This is a genomic window from Calothrix anomala FACHB-343 (genome assembly GCF_014696435.1).
Lineage (GTDB): Bacteria > Cyanobacteriota > Cyanobacteriia > Cyanobacteriales > Nostocaceae > Aulosira > Aulosira anomala_A.
On the sequence record NZ_JACJQG010000035.1, the window covers coordinates 21,484 to 41,325 of the forward strand.

Annotated in this window: 14 protein-coding genes; 5 read left to right on the forward strand and 9 right to left on the reverse strand. The window is 39.3% G+C overall.

Annotation, left to right across the window (positions count from 1 at the left end; translation table 11 throughout):
* Positions 1-119: 119 nt before the first annotated feature.
* The 3 genes from H6G08_RS19860 to H6G08_RS37595 all read left to right on the forward strand — a co-directional run bounded on the left by H6G08_RS19860 (position 120) and on the right by H6G08_RS37595 (position 4,506).
* Entirely contained in the window at positions 120-1,049 is a 930-nt protein-coding gene (locus H6G08_RS19860; protein WP_190546034.1) for a DDHD family phospholipase, read from the forward strand.
* A 329-nt stretch (positions 1,050-1,378) separates the two neighbouring features.
* Entirely contained in the window at positions 1,379-1,573 is a 195-nt protein-coding gene (locus tag H6G08_RS19865; RefSeq protein ID WP_190546036.1) for a hypothetical protein, read from the forward strand.
* A 965-nt stretch (positions 1,574-2,538) separates the two neighbouring features.
* Positions 2,539-4,506: a cellulase family glycosylhydrolase gene (locus H6G08_RS37595; RefSeq protein WP_190546038.1), complete on the forward strand. Its 1,968-nt coding sequence runs from the start codon at positions 2,539-2,541 to the stop codon at positions 4,504-4,506.
* Between the two features lie 200 nt (positions 4,507-4,706).
* Here H6G08_RS37595 and H6G08_RS19880 read toward each other — a convergent pair whose 3' ends face one another.
* Positions 4,707-5,666 carry a 50S ribosomal protein L11 methyltransferase gene (locus H6G08_RS19880; protein WP_190546040.1) on the reverse strand — a complete coding sequence of 320 codons (960 nt, stop codon included), beginning with the start codon at positions 5,664-5,666 and terminating at the stop codon, positions 4,707-4,709.
* A 203-nt stretch (positions 5,667-5,869) separates the two neighbouring features.
* On the reverse strand, positions 5,870-6,364 hold the full coding sequence (locus tag H6G08_RS19885) for a GNAT family N-acetyltransferase (protein WP_190546042.1): 495 nt from the start codon (positions 6,362-6,364) through the stop codon (positions 5,870-5,872).
* Positions 6,365-6,913: 549 nt separating this feature from the next.
* Between H6G08_RS19885 and H6G08_RS19890 the strand changes: the two genes are divergently transcribed.
* A complete protein-coding gene (locus tag H6G08_RS19890; RefSeq protein WP_190546044.1) occupies positions 6,914-7,825 on the forward strand; it encodes a hypothetical protein in 912 nt (303 codons plus the stop codon).
* A 395-nt stretch (positions 7,826-8,220) separates the two neighbouring features.
* Here the strand turns inward: H6G08_RS19890 and H6G08_RS19895 are convergent, their stop codons facing one another.
* Positions 8,221-8,772 carry a pyridoxamine 5'-phosphate oxidase family protein gene (locus tag H6G08_RS19895; protein ID WP_190546046.1) on the reverse strand — a complete coding sequence of 184 codons (552 nt, stop codon included), beginning with the start codon at positions 8,770-8,772 and terminating at the stop codon, positions 8,221-8,223.
* 178 nt (positions 8,773-8,950) lie between these two features.
* Between H6G08_RS19895 and H6G08_RS19900 the strand changes: the two genes are divergently transcribed.
* Positions 8,951-9,889 (forward strand): carbohydrate ABC transporter permease, encoded by a 939-nt coding sequence (locus H6G08_RS19900; protein ID WP_190546048.1) that lies wholly within the window; start codon positions 8,951-8,953, stop codon positions 9,887-9,889.
* A gap of 685 nt (positions 9,890-10,574) precedes the next feature.
* Here H6G08_RS19900 and H6G08_RS19905 read toward each other — a convergent pair.
* From H6G08_RS19905 to H6G08_RS19930, 6 genes are all read right to left on the reverse strand, one after another.
* A complete protein-coding gene (locus tag H6G08_RS19905) occupies positions 10,575-10,952 on the reverse strand; it encodes a response regulator transcription factor (RefSeq protein WP_190546144.1) in 378 nt (125 codons plus the stop codon).
* Positions 10,953-11,038: 86 nt separating this feature from the next.
* The gene (locus tag H6G08_RS19910) at positions 11,039-14,404 is read right to left on the reverse strand and encodes a PAS domain S-box protein (RefSeq protein WP_190546050.1); all 3,366 of its coding nucleotides are present in this window, start codon (positions 14,402-14,404) and stop codon (positions 11,039-11,041) included.
* The gene (locus H6G08_RS19915) at positions 14,388-16,388 is read right to left on the reverse strand and encodes a sensor histidine kinase (RefSeq protein WP_190546052.1); all 2,001 of its coding nucleotides are present in this window, start codon (positions 16,386-16,388) and stop codon (positions 14,388-14,390) included. The genes H6G08_RS19910 and H6G08_RS19915 overlap by 17 nt, the downstream gene beginning before the upstream one ends.
* Before the next feature lie 427 nt (positions 16,389-16,815).
* On the reverse strand, positions 16,816-17,928 hold the full coding sequence (locus tag H6G08_RS19920) for a sensor histidine kinase (RefSeq protein WP_199322668.1): 1,113 nt from the start codon (positions 17,926-17,928) through the stop codon (positions 16,816-16,818).
* 5 nt (positions 17,929-17,933) lie between these two features.
* Positions 17,934-18,644 carry a response regulator gene (locus H6G08_RS19925; protein ID WP_190546054.1) on the reverse strand — a complete coding sequence of 237 codons (711 nt, stop codon included), beginning with the start codon at positions 18,642-18,644 and terminating at the stop codon, positions 17,934-17,936.
* A 131-nt stretch (positions 18,645-18,775) separates the two neighbouring features.
* Complete coding sequence (locus tag H6G08_RS19930; RefSeq protein ID WP_096642362.1) at positions 18,776-19,486, reverse strand: LabA-like NYN domain-containing protein; 711 nt, start codon at positions 19,484-19,486, stop codon at positions 18,776-18,778.
* Positions 19,487-19,842 lie beyond the last annotated feature (356 nt).

Genomic DNA, 19,842 nt, shown 5'->3' on the forward strand with positions numbered 1-19,842 from the left:
ATGCCCCATGCCCAATGCCCCATGCCCAATGCCCCATTTTGTGATATTTTGCGATCGCATCCGCATTTTTTAGCTCACAAGTTGGATTCTATATTAAAGTCGTTGTGAGGACTAGTAAAATGCCTACCGATTATATTTTGTTTGTGCATGGGGTAAAAGTTTACGATCAAAAGGTATTTGAAGGATTATGTCAGCTTCTAGTGAAGGGCATTCAGGAGTCAATTACCGATAAATCGCGGACGATTAAGCCAATTTTCTTTTTCTGGGGAGATTTAAATTTACCCGCACAAAAGGAATTAGTCACCAGAATCGAAGCTTCTTCAAAGTGGAATGAATTTTGGTTTAGAGATTTTCGTACAGAACAAATACTAGAGTTTGTCGGGGATGCAGCACTTTACTTAAGTCGCCATGTGGGTACACAGGTGGTACAAAGATTTCAACAGCAAGCTTTTAGTCAACTTACAGGAGTACAAACAAGCGATCGCTTACATCTCATTACCCATAGTTGGGGTACAGTTATCTTATTTGACATTCTCTTCGCGCGTCGTTGGGAAGATCCCATTCTAGATGAGTCGGTACGCAACAGCGTCAAATCATTGCGTAATATTCTTTTTGGGATAGATCCTAATCCTCAAAGCGGAATTCCCATCGCTAGTATTCACACATTAGGTTCACCATTAGCATTATTTAGTCTGCTGAATATTAGCGGTAACGTTAACGGTGTTAGTACTCACGATCTTACACCCGAACTCAGCACCCTGTTAGCCAACTTATATAACTTGCGAAAAAAACCCCTAGCTTGGCGTAACTTTGCTCATCCCGGCGATCCCATTGCTTACCCTTTAGAAGGACTCAAGCCGATGCTTTTAGCCAGCAGCAAGGACTATGTAGATATAAAAGATGTCATCACTGATAAAGGCAATGTATTTAATTTGCCTTTTAGACAGAAATTATTGCCATTATTATGGGGTGGCGAAGCACATGGTAGCTATTGGAATAATAAATTAGTTAGTCAAACCATTAGCGAAGTCATTCGCAGCACAGTTTAAATTTAATCCTGTGTTTGCACGCTAAAATTGCATATTACAGCTATTTTCAGGTAAATAGACCACGCTGTAGGGGGCATCGACGCCCATCCCAGAAAAGCGCTTCGGGGCATGGCAGTGCCAGTGCCCCTACAATCAACGATAATTTGTACCTCACCAACGGGCAATCTGCTATATATTTAATTACGCCGACCTATTTATCTGAGATAAAAATCTTAAGTCAATTTAAATAAAACTTTCTTGAAGTTATTAAGTAACGTCAATCACAGTCTTTATATAACATATATTTTATTAATTAATAAAGTCTGCATCTAATACTTTAGGAAAATGCTTTGATTAAGAACATCATAGCTTTTATAGCTAGTTTAGTTTTTAGTATTGCAGCAAAAATTGTGCTGGAAAAATTAGTTAAAGCACATCATTTACCTACATTTCAGACTTTAAGTATAGCTATTTTCAGTAGTTATATTTTGATGATGCTGAGTATCTTACAGAATCTTCTGGTTAAATCTAAACAAGGTAAATAATAACCAGAAAAAATGTTACACATCGTAGGGGCAAGGCATTGCCTTGCCCTCTAGAATATAATAAAAATGTCACCCCAGAATTGATTGGAGTGACTTCAAGCCCTAAGATGATGTATTACACACAAGATTATTATCAGGTAAATACTCAGAATTTCTCTCTATCAAAAGAGAGTTAGTTTTCATCATAGTATCTACCGTAAGTCATACAGCTTAGACAATTATTCTGCAGATGTATCTGTTTGGTTTGTCTCGATACGTGATTTTTTGCGATCGGATCTGCGCGTTCCCCCAGCCATACTCATTACTATTTTTGCCATAGACAGAGGCAATACTCATCAGCATTTTCTCAGAATAAATGTTTAGCTCACCTTTTTGAGAAACTTTTGCCAAGATCTAACTGAGGATTGATCATCTGCATTCTTTCTACTCGTCGTTCAGCTTTGGTGAGTGCAGGGGAGTTAGGCTTGCGCTACGCCATACAATGCATAGTAGTAAGGTAATATCTGCTGTATATTCGCGTACAAAATTAGTATAATTATTTATTGTCTATTTAAGTATTATTGCTATTTGGAGACAGCTTTTTTAAATTTTCCGTGGCTGGGAACAAACCTAGGAAGCTAGTCTATTAAAAAAAAATAAAGCACAGTATTATGGCTATTAATTAATTTAGTGAATATCAATATTTATTGTTTCCTTGCGCATAGGTTATTTTACTTCTAATTTTGCTGTCAAACCTGCTTAAATTCTCTACATTCAGTTGTGAAACATATTAATGCGGCTCAAGAAATAGCTATCTCTTTCAACACTTTTCTTGGCTAAATATATAGATAAAATCTCAAATTTTTCCAATAAGCGTGTAAGCAAATATCAGGAGATTTATGAATAAATAAAATAAGTGTATCTGACATTGTTGTAATTTGTTCAAGCTGTAAATATTGGATGGTTATTCATCAGATTTTTATAAAATGCTAAATAGCAATTCAAACTTCTCCAGCGTTCAGGTAATCAGAAATAAAATTTTTGGACTCAATGGACAAGAATTTATTACCCAAGGACTCTATGGTTTCACTTGGGATGAAATACGCGATATTTATTTAGATAGCTGGGGTTCTAATGCTATTAGATATCCTCAGGATGATTTAACCAACAATAATCAACTGGGTTCTATAGGGGATAATGAAACAATAGACCAGAAAATTACAGATATATATACCCTTCAAAATGCGGTAGTCATGTTTGACACAGGCGATCGCATGATTGGAAATGAGGATAATGGCAAGAATATTGGGGCTAAGTTAGGTCAAAGCCGCAATCAGGATTCCAGAATACCAGGGGAATACGGCTCTAATCTTATCGGCACCAATTATACTCAAACAAATATCAATGCTACCTTACCACCCTTAAAATTTGCTAACTTTAAAACAATTGGTAATAGAATTTATGACCCCAACGGACAAGAATTTATTGCCAAAGGTATCAATGCCTTTACATGGGATCGGAGTTATGATACTTATTTAAAAAGTTGGGGATTTAATACTATCAGAGTTCCTAACTATTTATTAGGTAGTTATAATCAACCCCACCCAGCAAAAGATAATTATCAAACTAACCACAAAATTGTTGATGTCTATACAAGTCAAGGTGCTGTAGTTATTTTTGACGCTCACGATCGCATCGGTGGATATTACGAAGGCGATCAATGGGAAATTCTCAAAGACTATTGGCGCGCAATGGCGAGAGAATTTAAAGATAATCCTTATGTTTGGTTTAACTTACATAACGAACCCGGAAATAGCAAGGCTCAACCGGAAAAATGGGCAGATTATCATCGTCAATTAATTGATATTATCCGAGGCGAAGGTGCTAACAATGTAATTGTCGTTGATGGAGAAGCTTGGGGACAAGATTATCACACCCGGACAATTGCTAACGCTGCTCAAAATATTATGGCAGGTAACGAAAATATTGTCTTTTCTATCCATGTTTACGATCAGTGGGTAAATAAAGATATTGGCGCTTATTTCGATCAACTCCAGGCGCAAGATATTCCCATGATAGTAGGCGAATATGGCTCAGAAAATATTGGCAGAAGCGTTATTCAAGCTAGTTCCAATATGATGGTAGCAGCTCAGTCACGGGAAATTGGCAGAATTGCTTGGGTAGGAATTGCTAATGATAATAATGATTTGACCTATGGAAAAGGTGGTCATGCTTATTATTTTAATGGTACTAACACAGAAATTTTGACCGAGTTAGGTAATTTAGCTTGGCAAGATTTGCAGCGCACTGAGGATTTAGGTTATGCAGATCATAATTTTTGGACGCGCTTTACCAGTCCCGATAAAGCATCTATAGCAGCTAAACAAGGTGCTTATGATATTGTAGTCACTAACGTTGCTGGTAATAAGAATTTCGCCAACCAATCTCAATCTAGTATCTTCATTTCTGGTGATATTGGTAACAATAAATTCCAAGGTGGAGATAAAGATGATGTATTAATTGGCGGAGATGGTTCTGATAGACTATCTGCTCAAAATGGTAACGATTTACTAGTAGGCGCTAAAGGTGATGATGACTTAACAGGCGGTTCTGGGAATGATGTTTTTTATATTGATGGTAAAGATGGCGGTAAGGATGTAATTGTAGACTTTAACCCAGAAAATGATGCGCTTTATATCAATAATATTTTGGAAGTAGCTCAAGCTTGGACTAAAGCTGGATTAGATAAAACTAATCGTTATGGACATCTGGGTGCATTGCGCGTGACAAATTTAGAAGATTTAGCTGATTTAAGCAAACTGCTAAATCAAATGGGGGGAAATTTTGGAGCTTATACTACTAAAAATCAAAATCAACTAGTTTTGGATTTGGGAGAAACAACTATTCAGCTAAATGGTTTAGGCGAACAAGTGCTAGTAATGCCAACACCATGAATAAATAGGTTGGTGCAGTAAAAGAACCTGAGATGTAGAAAGAATTGGCTGATTTAAATTTTGGGTTTCATTTAAGAGAATTGGTTTTATTATGGCAGCGCAATTAAAGATAGCTGTTTAAGGCTGTGATTTGTCGTGTGTAAGAATTACAAGCCTAGAGACTGTTAATAAAATATTTGAGTTTATTCCCCCAAAGCTACTTAATTTGATTTCCATCTATAGGCTAGTGCTACCCATTCATTTTGTCGCTCACAATCGACATATTCAAATCCTAAATCAGTGAAGGCTACAGCTAAATCTTCCTCATAATCATCGGTAAAACCAGCTAAAATTACTAATCCACCATCGATATGAGTGGTACATAGCGCTTTTTGGTAATCAGCAGCTAAAGCAATATGAAATCTACCGGGAATATTAGCAACGATTAAATTAAATTGATTTGTCGCGGTAACTGTAGGTACATTATTAATAGAATCTCCCCCTAACCAATGTCCTAAATCGCTACCACATCCTAAACTACCTTCGGTGACGGTGACTTGTTGCTCTACATTATTACGCAATACAGCGTCTTGAGTTGCTGTAACAGCGATACTGTCATTATCTAAAGCTAAAACATTTGCGCCCAATTTTGCGATCGCCACAGTCAAAATCCCGGAACCAGAACCTAAATCCAGAACCTTCATCCCAGGGGTAACATAACGTTCAAGTAATTTGAGGCTCAGTATCGTTGCTGGATGTAAACCACTACCAAAAGCCAAGCTCGGTTTAAGTCTTAAAGTAATTTCCTCATATTTAGAAGTATAATTTGTATCAGTAGACACCACGACAAACCTTTCACCAATCCGATGTATCAGCGAACTCGCAACTTCTGTATCTGCTGGTTTATCTTCTACCACAGCCATCTGCAAATCGGTAGCCATTCCCGTGCGCTGTAATGGCGAGAGTAATTGCGCGATTTCTGAGCCTTGGATATCTGCATAAACATCATTGGGTAAGTATAAACTGATAGTAAATGCCCAGTCTGCTGCAATTTCCCCACTCTCGACTTCTGTATACTTTTTAATATAAACGTCGCTAGTAAAATTATTTTTAGCCAATAGCGTACATACCCAATCAACCGCCTCATTTGTGGTATCGAGGCTTAATTCCATCCATGACATAATTTAGTTCCTAGCCAATAGTCAATAGTCAATAGTCAATAGTCAATAGTCAATAGTCAATAGTCAATAGTCATTAGTCATTAGTCATTAGACTTTTAACAAAAGTCTTAATTCTCACAAAGAACCATAAAAATCAATCTTCCCATGCCCAATGCCCAATGCCCAATGCCCAATGCCCCATGCCCAATGCCCAATACCCATTTTTAATCACTCACTCGCAAGCCCATAATTACTAAATCGCGTTCAATACCATCGAGTTCGGCGATATTGGGTAAATGTCCCCAAGGTTTAAAGCCGAAGTTGGTAAATAATTTTAAACTGGGGTGATTATGGGCAAAAATAAAGCTAATTAAAGTCTTTAAACCTAAATTAGGGCTTTTTTCAATAGCTTGTGTTAGGAGTTTTCGCCCTAAACCACATTTTTGAAAGTCTGGCTGAATGTAAATGCTAATTTCCGCAGTATTATTGTAAGCTGGTCGCCCGTAGAAAGATTGAAAACTCAGCCATCCGGCAATTATACCGTTTTCTTCTACCACCCAGAGCGGTCTATGCGAAGGCGATCGCCCCCGAAACCAATTCAGGCGACTTTCTACCGATACCGGCTCTAAATCAGCGCTGGCCATGCGGCTAGGAATTGCAGCATTGTAAATTGCTACAATAGCAGGTAAGTCATCTTCATTTGCATGGCGGATAGTCATTGCTGCCGGGTTTAGGGGAATTTTTCTAAAAATAATTAAAAATCATACAGCCTTCGAGCCAGTAATTCTATAGGTTAGGCTAGAAATAGTTATGTTGCTGATATCAGGTTAGCAACAAGCGATCGCTATCATCTAACTCTTGCCAAAGCAACAACTATCGGCTGTTTCGTCTTTTCTCATCTACAGCCTATAAATTTACCGTTACTTTCACTACAATTCTTTCCCCCTGAAACTGTATTCAATTTTACTCTTTATTATCTAGTAAACAACTCATAGATATACCTCCTTTGATTATTCATCCATTAAAATTATCAACCCATAAAATCACCTACTTATACCAAAACCCTCCAAAAATATAGAACCCAAAAAACTCTGCGTACCTTTGCGCTAACCTTAGCGTACCTTTGCGTTAAATAAAAAAATATACAGCTTCACAAACAAATAGTCTTAAACATCTTCCTTCGCACATTTCCAGCTAAAGATAGAGGGTTCAAACTTTATCCATAGCTAGAATATGCGTAATTAGAAATATCTAAAACTTAAATTAAAATGCCTATAAATTCTCCCCTAAAGGATACGGAAATTACCAAAAATAATCCGCATAATCTAGAATTTGAACTAGCGCTTTTTATAGCCAGACTTAAAAATGGCGTTTGGCTAGCGGGAATTCCCTCATGGCTTTTTGGCATCACAGATAGAAGCTTCGCCGCTTTTGCTGATGGTTATATATCTGCTTTAGAAGTATTCCAATTATTTACAGCTTCATTCTTCTTTTTAAGTTGGCTGTATTTAAGACCAGAAACGGATTCACAGAATATTCATGGATACCTTTGCCCGACTCAAGATAATCGCTTTGAGTTAAAAAAGCGGCACATGATCAGTCAGGAATATATTTTACCAGTGCCTTATTTGTGCCAGATTTATCATTTGTTGAACTTAAAGCATTTAGAAACTATCCACAAGTTTAGTCTGAATAATTTAAGAGTAATTAATATTAGCTCATTCCAGAAGACAGATGGCGGTGGTACAATCAAGTTTCAAACAGTGTTAGACTCTCCATTAAACGCTTTAAGAATTTGGCGACAGCCGATAGTTGAGGTAGATTTAATTTTACATACTCCCTATACCATTGAATTAAGTATTCCCGTCTATAATGGTAAAAGAATCACAGTAATGTTTTATGCATTACCGCTATCTCAGCGAGAGCATCATCTATTTATAGAAATCTACAGCGATTTAGACTGGCCGAAACCAATACTACAAGTTTTATTGCATTTTGCATCTTGTTTAACTTTGTTTGAAGACTTACCTTATTTGCGCAATCTCTACGAAAAAAATATTGAGCGTTTATTTCATCTTAGTTTAGCTTCTAATCATCAAACCATGTTGCTGTTTAAAAGATTTGTTGAACTATACGGTTCCAGCACAAAAACACCAAAATTACTGGAAGGAAGCAAGTGATAATTCGTAATTCGTAATTCGTAATTTGTCACGAGTACAGATAATCGTTGATTGTAGGGGTATGGCTGTGCCCATACGTGTCAACTTAACGCGAAACCCTTTTGGTTGATAAGGTTTTATCCTCATCCCCAACCCCTCGCTTACCCAATAAACCGCCGTCACCCTGGAAGGGTGCGGCTAATTGAACAAAGCCCACCTGCGTGGGCTAAATTTTCTTAGCCCACGCAGGTAAGCTCATGTAACGTTAGCCCCAGGCTTACAGCCTGTGGGCGATTTGTTGGGTAAGCCAGAGAACTTAATTTGACACCAATGGGCAGTGCCATACCCCGAAGCGCGTACCTTATTTACCGGAAATATGCTATGTGTATGGTGGGCAATGCCGACTGTACTAATTTTTAGAGATGTGGTTTAGAGTTCAAAAAGCTCGATAAGCTGATCTTAATCTTCGTATCGACTAATTGATTACCAACTGCTAGGCGATTACCTGTCAGCCATACCTGTTGAGGTTGGAATTGATAGATTCTGCGGGGGGAATCATGTAAATAATCTGCGACAGTGCGATTAAGTTGCTTATTCGCTCGCTTTTCTAGCAATTTCATCGTTTTTTCAATATCATCTGCATTTATCTCAGCCGCAGCACCAGACAAATATACACCTTCTGCCGAACCTTGAGCCACGCTGGAATTAAAAATAGCGATCGCAACCCGTCCAGAATTATGATAAATATTTTGTGAATGCTGGGAAACAATAGCCGAACTCCAGTATATATACCAGTGTTCATCATAAGCAAAAAATACAGGTGATGCCCAAGGTTCACCTGCTGGAGAACAAGTAGATAAAGTGCAATATATGTTATTAATAATCAAATTTTGCGCTTTGGCGATGATTTCTGGTTTTTCCGAGTCAATTGTATTTATCCATCCGTTAGTAGCGCTTGCAACCTGCATAAAAATCTTTTTCCCCTCCAAATAATTAATTTATCGCTAATTAGTTGCTCAAATACAATTATTGTGTAATATAGTTATTTTCTCTGACTTATTTTTGTTATTTTGCGTTGTTTAGATCCCCGATTTCTGGTAGAAGTCGGGGATCTGAATGATAAACTTAAACTAAAAAAATACTTTTATGCATCAATTATCTGCTAAAGATTGGCTGTTAATTAAACAACGACTAACTCCTTATTTATTTTTGCTACCCGCTTTAATAATTTTAGGTTTAACCGTATTTTGGCCTGCATTGCAAGCCTTTTACCTAAGTTTTACCAGTTATGAAGATATTGCTCAACCGCCACAATGGATAGGGATGAATAATTTTTTCAAGTTGTGGCGAGATAAAGTTTTTTGGCAAACTTTGACTAATACTTTTATTTATCTTGTTGGTGTAGTGCCAATTTTAGTAATTGCGCCTTTAGGGTTAGCAATTTTAGTCAACCAAAAACTCAGAGGAATGACTTGGTTTAGAGCAGCTTACTATACCCCAGTAGTAATTTCAATGGTAGTTGCCGGAATTGCTTGGAAATGGCTGTATGCAGAAAAGGGATTACTGAATCAGTTGTTACAAGGTTTAGGAATTGTGGCTGAAGGGATACCTTGGTTAACTGATAATAATCCACCCATGAAAATTTTTGGTATCGTACCGATTTCTTTAGCCAGTGTCATGGCTGTGACTGTCTGGAAAGGTTTAGGCTACTACATGGTAATTTACTTAGCAGGATTACAATCAATTCCTGCTGATGTGTATGAAGCCGCAGCCATTGATGGTTCAGATGGTATTCGCAAACATTGGGATATTACTGTACCTTTAATGAAGCCTTATCTGGCTTTAGTGGCGGTAATTTCCGCTATTTCCGCAACCAAAGTGTTTGAAGAAGTATATATTATGACCCAAGGCGGGCCGCTAAATCGCTCAAAAACAATTGTTTACTATTTATATGAACAAGCATTTAGCAATTTGGAAATTAGTTATGCTTGTACAATTGGATTAGTATTATTCTTAATCATTTTGGGACTGTCAGTTTTGCGATTAGTAATTAATCGGCAAGGTGGCGACAATATCACAGTTTAATCATTTCTGCTGTGGTAAATTAAGTAAACTATACTTGACATTTTGCAGCAATTATTCTTGAGAATGGTTATTTGGAAATAGATAAGCGATCGCCGCACAACCAGAAGCAGTTAATAGGCTGACCAAAAATGCAGCTAATATGAAGGTAGACATATTCGATGATGAGTTGGTTGTAGTTGTATAGCAATTACCTAAATTTTCACTATCCTTGACTGTCAACTGCAGTTACACAGACAGTAAAAAATCTGTTGATTGAGAGTGATAGGTCTCATCAATCTCAGCACAATAGAGATAAAAGCTGATTTTTACTAGCACCAAAATAAGAGTTTAGTCTCTCACTATCCATGATTTAAAAACTAGGTTTTCTAAATCTTAAACTAGCAATTTGATATGACATCATCATGACTACCTTGTGTCAATATATTGTATGCGCAGCAATTTGCTTAATCGTTTGACGAAGAAGTTTGTATATGATGCTACATTGCAACCTGTATAGAATCAAAATAATGGATATTTATGGTGATATTGTTTATTTTAAGTTAAAACAGCCAATTCTGCCAACATATAAGTTTATTTTCTCGAGTTATCCCCGATTAATTGAGTTATTTGCTCTCCCCTAATCCCTATTTTCCCGCCAGAAACCTGCGGGAAACAGAAGACAAATTTTCGTCTTCATAAATCTTGTTCAAAAACCCAACACCTGCATTGATTTTTCTAGCACCTCTTTGGGGCGAAAGGGTTTAGTCAGATATAAATCGGCACCTACATCAATACCTTTTTGTTTATCAAACTCCTGCCCTTTGGCTGTTAACATGACGATATAAATATCAGTCATTTGCAAATCGTGTTTCACAGTATGACAAACTTCTAAACCATTCATTTTCGGCATCATCACATCGAGAAAAACTAAATTTGGTTTTTCAGTTTTAATTTTTGCTAACGCTTCTTCCCCGTTTCTGGCGGTGAGTAGTTCAACACCCTCATCTTCTAGGGCTTCTAGGGCTTGTTCCATTAAAGTTACGATATTGGGTTCATCGTCAACAATCAAAATTTTTTGAGTCATATTATTTGGGTATTGGGCATTGGGCATTGGGCATTGGGCATTGGGCAAATATAATTTTGAATTTTGAATTTTGAATTTTGAATTGTTTATCTTCCTCGTTCGTTTTGGAAATTATCGGACAGCATAATAAACAATACATTTTCCAATTCCTTCTCAAACTTGAGAGTTTTCACTAAATCAGCTTCTTGGGAGACAAGAGCATCGATAATAATCATGTCAGGTTTGACTGAGAGGGCTTTGTTGATGCATTCTTGGGGATTGGAGGCTTCAATTACGTTATAGCCTTGAGTTTGCAATACATCCGAGATGGTTTTTAAAGTTGATGCGTTGCGATCTACAACTAACACCTTTTTACTGGAAGTACCTTGAGAAAGCAGTGAGCCAATTTCGCTGCGGAGTTGTTCAGTGTTAATTGGCTTGGTAAGATAGCGATCGATGCCAATATGGTAACCTCGTTCTTTATTTTCAATAATTGACAAAATAATGATCGGTATATCTGCGGTATGCGGATCGTTTTTGAGGACGGCGGCGACATCAAAGCCGTTAATTTGCGGCATCATTACATCTAGCAAAATTAAATCGGGACGGTGGATTTTGATTTGCTGGATTGCATCCATCCCATCTTTGGCTTCGCGGACGTTATAGCCTTCATTTTCTAGTTGTTGGCGCAACAGTTCGCGAATATTGATATCATCATCGACTACCAAAATAGTTTTGCGGTTCTCATGCAAGACGGAATTGGTGACGATGACATGTTCTTTAAGCTGCTTCACCAATGCTTCGAGATTGAGATTAGCACTGGCTTTATGCTCGTTGGTGTAAAAGGGAATGAGGAAGGAGAATGTGCTACCTTTACCTGGTTCGCTTTCTACCCAAATTTTACCGCCGTGATGCTCAACAATTTGTTTGCAGATGGGTAAGCCTAAACCGGTACCTTTGGGTTTATCGGTGAGGGTGTCACCAACTTGGCGGAATTTCTCGAAGACTTTTGGCTGATCTTCTGGTGCAATTCCAATACCTGTATCGATGACGCTAACACAAACACCATCATGATGTTGTTTAAGACGACAGGTAATAGAACCAGATTGAGTAAATTTGACGGCATTAGATATCAGGTTGATCAAGACTTGCAACAGCCGATTGCGATCGCCTATTATTTGCGGTAATCCTGGTTCAATTTCCGTAATTAGCTGTAAGCCGTTAGTTTCAAATAATGCTGATGTAGAATTGCTTGCCCAGTCAATTAACTCACTGGGATCTACAGGCTCCATGTGCCATTCTACCTTCCCTGCTTCCATTTTGGCGATATCTAAGACATCGTTAATCAAGGATGTGAGCCGTTCAGCTTCGGAAACGATAATGTTAAGATTATCACCTACCCGCTTGATGGTTTTTTGCAATTTGCGATCGTCGGTTGTCAAGATGGGAAAGACATCGGTTTCGAGCTTTTCTTTAATAATCGAAGCAAAACCAAGAACAGAAGTTAGGGGTGTCCGCAGTTCGTGAGAAACCGTGGAGATAAAGTCTGTTTTCATCTTGTCAACTTCTTTTTCTGCGGTGATATCGCGAATTATTAAGGCGGAACCAAAGCAGGTAGGTGGTTCATTTTCTACGGTTTTCTTAAAGATTGCGGTTGCAACTGCTTGCCCAATTTTCTCCTTAGCTAAGGCAATTTCCGCCGCAAATACCTCTTGGGGATGAGACTGGGTTTGCTCAATTAAATGTCCTAAACCGGATATTGGTAATTCTCGATAATGTCCGTTGAGTTGGCTGGCTGTCAATCCATGCATAGTTAAAAAAGCTGGATTGAAGTGGGTAATTTGTCCAGTCACATCTGTCACCAGTAAAGCATCAGCGAGGTTATCTAAAATCGCGTTTAAACCTTGGGCTTCAGCTAAGGTATTTTGTAGGGCTGCTGTGCGTTCGGCTACTCTGGCTTCTAGTTCTTGATTGAGTTGTCGCAGAGCGATTTCTGCTTGCTTGCGGGCTGTAATATCGGTATTAATTTCCAGGATGGCGCTGGGTTGCTGGTTGATGTCGCGTTGCAATGTCCAACGGCTTTGGACGGTAATTTGTTTGCCATCATGGGTAAGGTGTTGGACTTCTCCTTCCCAATTACCTTGCTGTAATAACTCGGCGAGGATTAATTCTTTGGGTTGGGGAAAGATTTTTTGGATAAATTTGTAAATGTATTGGTCTTTGACTTCTTCGCGCTTCCAACCATAGAGTATTTCTGCGCCTTGATTCCAGTACAGAATTTTGTCGCTCATATCACGCACAATAATGGCATCGCTGGAATGATTCAACATATCCAGCAAGCGTTGATTTTTGGCTTCAGCCAATTTGCGTTCGTGAATATCTGTACAGGTACCAATCCATTCGCGAATACTTCCGTCTGCTTCTAATACGGGAACACCACATACCGAAAAATAGCGATAATTACCATCTTTACCCAAAAGACGATACTCAGTTTCATAAATACCTCGCTTCGCTACCGCCGTACTCCAAGCGTCAAAGGAATGGGGACGATCCTCAGGGTGAATAGCATCAATCCAACCCCAGTCAGTAACTTCTGCTTCCGTTTGTCCTGTGTAAGCCATCCAAGTCATCATTTCACTACTGATACCTAATCCTTCGGGAGTTGCTCCCCAAACAATTTGAGAGGTAGCTGCAACTAGGGAACGGTATCTTTCTTTGAGACGGCGATTTTCAGCTTCAGCTAATTTGCGATCGTGAATATCGGTACAGGTACCAATCCATTCCCGCACGCTCCCGTCATCTTCAATTACGGGAGCGCCCCAAACCCAGAAGTAGCGATAGTTACCATCTTTACCCCGGATGCGGTATTCAATTTGATATTGACTGAGGTTGGCGACAGCCTTACCCCAAGCTTCACCAGTGTAGCCGCGATCGTCAGGATGAACAGCCTCAATCCAACCGCCGTTTTCTGCTTCGGCTAAAGTTTGTCCTGTGTAGGCGATCCAATCTTCGAGTTCAAAGCAAATTCCTTCGGGGGAACTAACCCAAATAATTTGGGTGTTAGTCTTAATTAAGGAACGATATCTCGCTTCGCTCTGTTTTAAGCTTTTTTCTGATTGTTGGTGTTCTTGTTGGATTTGCTTGAAATCGCTAATATTCTCTACAATCGACCAAATTAGCGATTCTCCATCCTGCTCTATGATTTGTCCTGACACTTTGACAGGAACTAAATGCCCATCTTGATGAATTAACTTTTGTTCATGAGTCCCGTAGCAAGTAGTTTGTTGGAGTTGTTCTAATATATCTGGCTTGATGGGGTAGGGGAAATTGAGAGTTTCCGAGACAGTACGCCCCACAATCGCCGCATAGGCGGGATTAATGTAAATTATTGTCCCATCCATACGACAAAGTACCATACCCAGAGGACAGGTTTCTAATAGCTGACGGCTGTATTGCTCAATTTGGTTGGACATAGTTGTTCTCTGAATGATGGATTGGGGTAGAGTTGGGGCAATAAAACCAAGACAATAAGGTGGCGTAAAGTTTTAAGGAAATCGGATGGCGTTGGAAAATTTCGTAAATCTGCTCAGGAGTAGCAGCTGCCACATCTGGATTGTGTTGGGAAAGTTGCTGTAACATTTGAGTATGGCGTGCTAGCAGATCCGTTGGTTTGAGCATAGGAGTTGTGGAGGGAATAAAGCCTTCTGGATCGGCGGTGGGAGATGACTCTGTGGGAGAAATTACTGAGACGACAGGGTCAGAAATGTTGCTATTTTTTGGTTCAACAACTTCTACCATTGCCGAATCTACAGGAATCTGAATCCAAAATTCCGTACCTTGTCCTGGTTGAGAACGACATTTAAGAATTCCCTGGTGTTTTTCCACAACAATTTGATGGCTAATTGCCATGCCTAAGCCAGTACCTTTACCTAGTTCTTTGGTAGTAAAAAATGGATCGTAAATGCGCCGCATGACTTCCTCTTCCATTCCCGGGCCATTATCAGCAATGCGAATTACTACCCAGCGATCGCTCAGGAGTTCTGTACGAATGGTAATTTGGGGTTGAGTGAATTCTTCAGGATTGTTGACTATGGACTCTTCTAAAGCATCAATGGCATTAGAAAGGATATTCATAAATACCTGATTCAACTGTCCGAGATAGCATTCAATCAGGGGGAGTGAGGCATATTCTTTGATAATGGCAATTTCTGGACGATTGGTAGCTGCTTTCAGGCGATGGCGAAGGATCATCAGCGTTCCATCAATGCCATGATGAATGTTGACGGGTTTCTTTTGAGATTCGTCATGGCGGGAAAAGTTTTTCAGCGATTGGACAATTTCGACGATGCGATCGCTCCCCATTTTCATCGAATCAAGTAATTTGGGGAGATCCTCCATAATAAATTCCACATCGATATTGTCTAGCTCTGATTCCAAATCTGCTGGGGTAACAGTTAAGAATTTTTGATACACCTGCAACAGATGCAATAAGTCTTGGGCATAGTCGGTAACATATCTTAAATTACCGCAAATAAAATTTACAGGGTTATTGATTTCGTGGGCGACTCCGGCGATGAGTTGTCCTAAGCTGGACATTTTTTCGCTTTGAATTAACTGGGTTTGAGCTAATTGCAAATCGTGGAGAGCTTGTTGCAGTTTTTCGGTTTGGGCTTTGGCTTGGGCGGTAGCTTGAATACTGTGTTCGTAAAGTAATGCTTTTTCAAGAGCGATCGCAGTTTGGGAAGCAAAGATACTCGCCAGTTTCAAGTGTTCTGCTTTGTAAGCATCGATCCGATCTGCACCAATAGCGATCGCGCCTAATATCCGTTCTCTAGCGCGTAAGGGTACGCAAATCAACGCCTGAATATTATTCTCTCGCCATAATCGCGGATCGGCTGGTACATTATTGATCAATTCGGCTCTACCAGATTGAACAATATCCCCGATAATTCCTTTACCCGGTTTTGGTTGATTGTACTGACAGAAATCGCCAAAATCAGCCAAAGTTTCAAAAGCTGTAGCATCTGCATTCAAAAGTAAAATTGTACCGCCAGAAGATTCCATTAATTGACTCATTTCATGCAGCACGAGTTGAGCAATTTGTCGCCGATCTAAACTAGTGGTAAGTTGAGTAGAAATATCTTCAAATAAATCAATTTCCTGATATCTTTCTAATAATTCTTTGGCTAATTCTTTCTTTTCGGCTTCTTGCTTGGCTAGCAATGAAAGCAAATTCGCCACTAAAGTTGCTGGTTGTGCGCCCACAACCCAACCGATGATTTCTCCTGACACTTCAATGGGATAGCGGTTAGCAACCAGATGCTCTCCCATAGTCAAGATTTTTGTCCCGTCTAGTAGTTCCACCGCGATCGCTATGTTGAATTGATTAGCGAAGTTTTGCAACAAAGATGGTAACTCTGGTTTATTGAGAATTCTTTTGAGGTTAACTGCTGACATGAAATACCTCATCTACAACAGATAGGTTAGGGCATACGCAAACGTACCCTGAAATGGGTAAACGCTTGGGGAGTAGTCCACTAAAAGGGCGACTAGATAGCAAGTGATATTCTAGTAAGCTCGGATTAGACATAATCGTGTAAGACCTCGGTAGGGAGCAATCCTCAAAGGGCAGTGATTAGCCCAAGAATCCTCGCCGTTCTACGGCGACGGAGTGTCAATAAGAGTAGTTTTCCCAGAAAGGTTGAAGGCGTAACATTAGATTTGGGCATTGGGCATGGGGCATGGGGCATTGGGAATTGGGCTTTTAAGTTGCACAATCCATCGTGAGGGCTGTTGACGGTTGATGGTTGACGGTTGACGGTTGACTGTTGACAGCCTATTAGTTATGCAATTTAGACGCCCATTAGCTTAAACCAACCTTGTCTTAAGCTAAAGGTAGAGAAAATTCAAATTTACTACCCAGTCCTTTTTGACTTTCTACGTGAATTTTGCCGCCTTGGAGTTCAACTAACCGTTGAGAGATGGTTAAACCAATACCTGTACCCCCAGAATGGCGATCGCGCGATGTATCCGCACGCCAAAACCGCTCAAATACATGGGGTAACTCTTCCGGCGCAATTCCAATACCTGTATCTACAACTGCAATCCACAGGTATTTTGAGTCAACCCAAATATGAATGGTAATTGTACCTTGAATGGTATAACGGACTGCATTACCCAGCAAATTTACCAGTATTTGTTCGGTGCGGTCTAAATCAGCCAACACAAAAGGCAGTGTAGGCGGGCATTCTAACAGCAGGGTCGGGCCATCTTCTAATAATTGGTCAGTAAATTTTTCTACTAATGATTCTAATAAAGGACGAATATTGACGCGCTGGATATTAATCGCTAAAGAACCAGCTTCCGCCTTAGAAAGTTCTTGCAGGTCGTTCACCAAGCGCTCTAAACGCTTAGTTTCTTTGGCTAATCTGCGATAAACATCTGCTGATGGTTCAATTTCGCCATCAGCGAGTTGTTCTAAGTAACCACGAACAACTGTTAGGGGTGTTCGTAGTTCATGGGTCATATCTCCAATTAATTCCCGCCGTCTAGTTTCCACTCCTTGTAAACTATCAGCCATGCGGTTAAAACTCGCACCTAATTGGTTAATTTCGGGAATATCAGATATGGGTAATCTGGCTTCAAAATCACCGGAAGCATACTGTCGGGTAATTTGCTCCATATCGGTCAATCCCTGCATGATCCGGCGAGATACCCAGTAACTTAATCCCCCAGCTGCTGTTGTCCCCACTAATACTGACCACAGAGTACTGCGTTGCCAAGCTATTTCAAATCCTTGCACTAATTCAGTGCGGATATCAATTAAATCTACCCCTTCATCTTCTAATCGTTCTAGGTGGAGAACAAAAAACCGGGGAGAGGAGATTTTACTAATGATCACCAGACTAAATACGCCTACTACCATCACTACCAAGTGTGAAAATAACAGGCGTGATGTTAAAGGTAAGGACTTTGTCCAAGGCCAACCCTTTTTCATAATGTTTAGCTCATGGTGGAATCATCAAATTTATAGCCTACTCCCACAACAGTTTTAATAAAAGTAGGATTAGATGGATCTGGTTCAATTTTTTTCCGCAATCGCGCTATATGCGTATCAACTACACGCTCATCACCAAAAAAGTTATCACCCCAAAGTTTGTCAATTAATTGGCTGCGGTTCCACACTCTACCGGGATTGCTGACAAAGGTAGTTAACAAGTTAAATTCTAGAGTTGTTAAGTCTAAGACTTCCGCTTGTTGGGAATCTAACTGGCGGCTAGCTGTACGCTGGTCTACATCGACAATAAAATGTTGGCTGCGATTGACTTGATTTTGTCCCCCTTGGCGGAGACTACGGCGTAACAAGGCGCGCACTCTCGCCACTAATTCTCTGGGGCTGAAAGGCTTAACCATGTAGTCATCAGCACCAGTAGATAAACCAATTACGCGATCGATTTCCTCACCTTTAGCTGTGAGCATTAAAATATAAGGATCTTTTACACCTGGTTTTTGGCGAATTCTGGCACAAACTTCTAACCCATCTAAACCAGGAATCATTAAGTCTAAAATGATTAAATCTGGTGGTTGCTCTTGAAACATCCGCAAAGCATTGACACCATCACGACTAATTCGGCAAATAAATCCTTCTTTTTCTAAAGTTAATTGGATTAATTCCGCAATATCTATTTCATCTTCAACTATTAAAATATCCATTTCTATTAAAGAAAGTATTATACGCAGAGAAATTCCCAAATTTTAATTTTCAACTAATCATCTGACATATTATTTATCGCATTTTGTCAATATGTCGTTAGCAAAAGTTTTCCATCATTTCTAAAGTCCTATTAAACAGTAGAATTGGATAAAGTGCGATAATTGTATCCCGATTTAGCATCTTTTTGAATGTATTGTTTAATGCTATCTAAGTCAATAAAATAGTCAGCGACATCAATCAAGTTATCGCTGGTCATCGCCCGCAAACTCACAACTTCTACCCTCGCACCGGTGCTGGTTACAGCATTGACTGCATAAGCTAAATCGCCATCGCCACTAACTAATACCGCAGTATCGTAGTAGGGCGCTAAATTTATCATATCTACAGCAATTTCTACATTCAAATTAGGTTTTTTATAACTCTCTACAGGTTGGAATTCTTTAGTGACGACGCGATAACCATTCCGCCGCATCCAAAACAGAAAACCCTGTTGCTTTTCTTGAGAACGCAGCCGGATTGCTGGTGGTCGTGACATATCAATACCAGTATAGAAAAAAGCCCGTAATAAACGGGAATTTTCTGTTAATCTACAGAGTAGTTTGAGATAATCAATTTCTAAACCCACTTGCAAAGCTGCATGAAAGAGATTGATTCCATCAATAAAAATAGCTACGCGACCGCGATGAATTCCTTGGAATAGTGAACTTGATGCTGTGGAATTTGGTTTTTTAAGTAGGGAACTTTCTGGTTCATGATTGATGAACCGTTGTTCTTTGCCAGATAAATCCTCATTGAGAGGTTTATCTTTTTCTTTTTCTGTGGTAAATGTATTAATATTCATTGGCCGATCCCTCTAGATTATCTAGTACAAAAGGTTTTTGGGCAAGTTAGCAGTGAAGATTCAGTACTAATTTATTAGCCTAGCAATGCTGCTAAAAATTAATAATTGATTAAGGTTTACCATCTTGGTGTTGTAGATTTGCCACTACTTACCGCAAAGTTAGGTAAATTCCTGTAAAGGGCAATTCGTTATTATCTTTTTAGATTTCAGATATCTCTCCTGCTTGGTTTATTTATGCACCTGCTATCCTAACAGTAAATACCATACTGTTAATTGCTGCTAATAAACCTGATCGCTGGTGGTGGTGCAGATTTGCAGTGCAATATCTGAAATTTATGACATATTGTCAAGTTAGA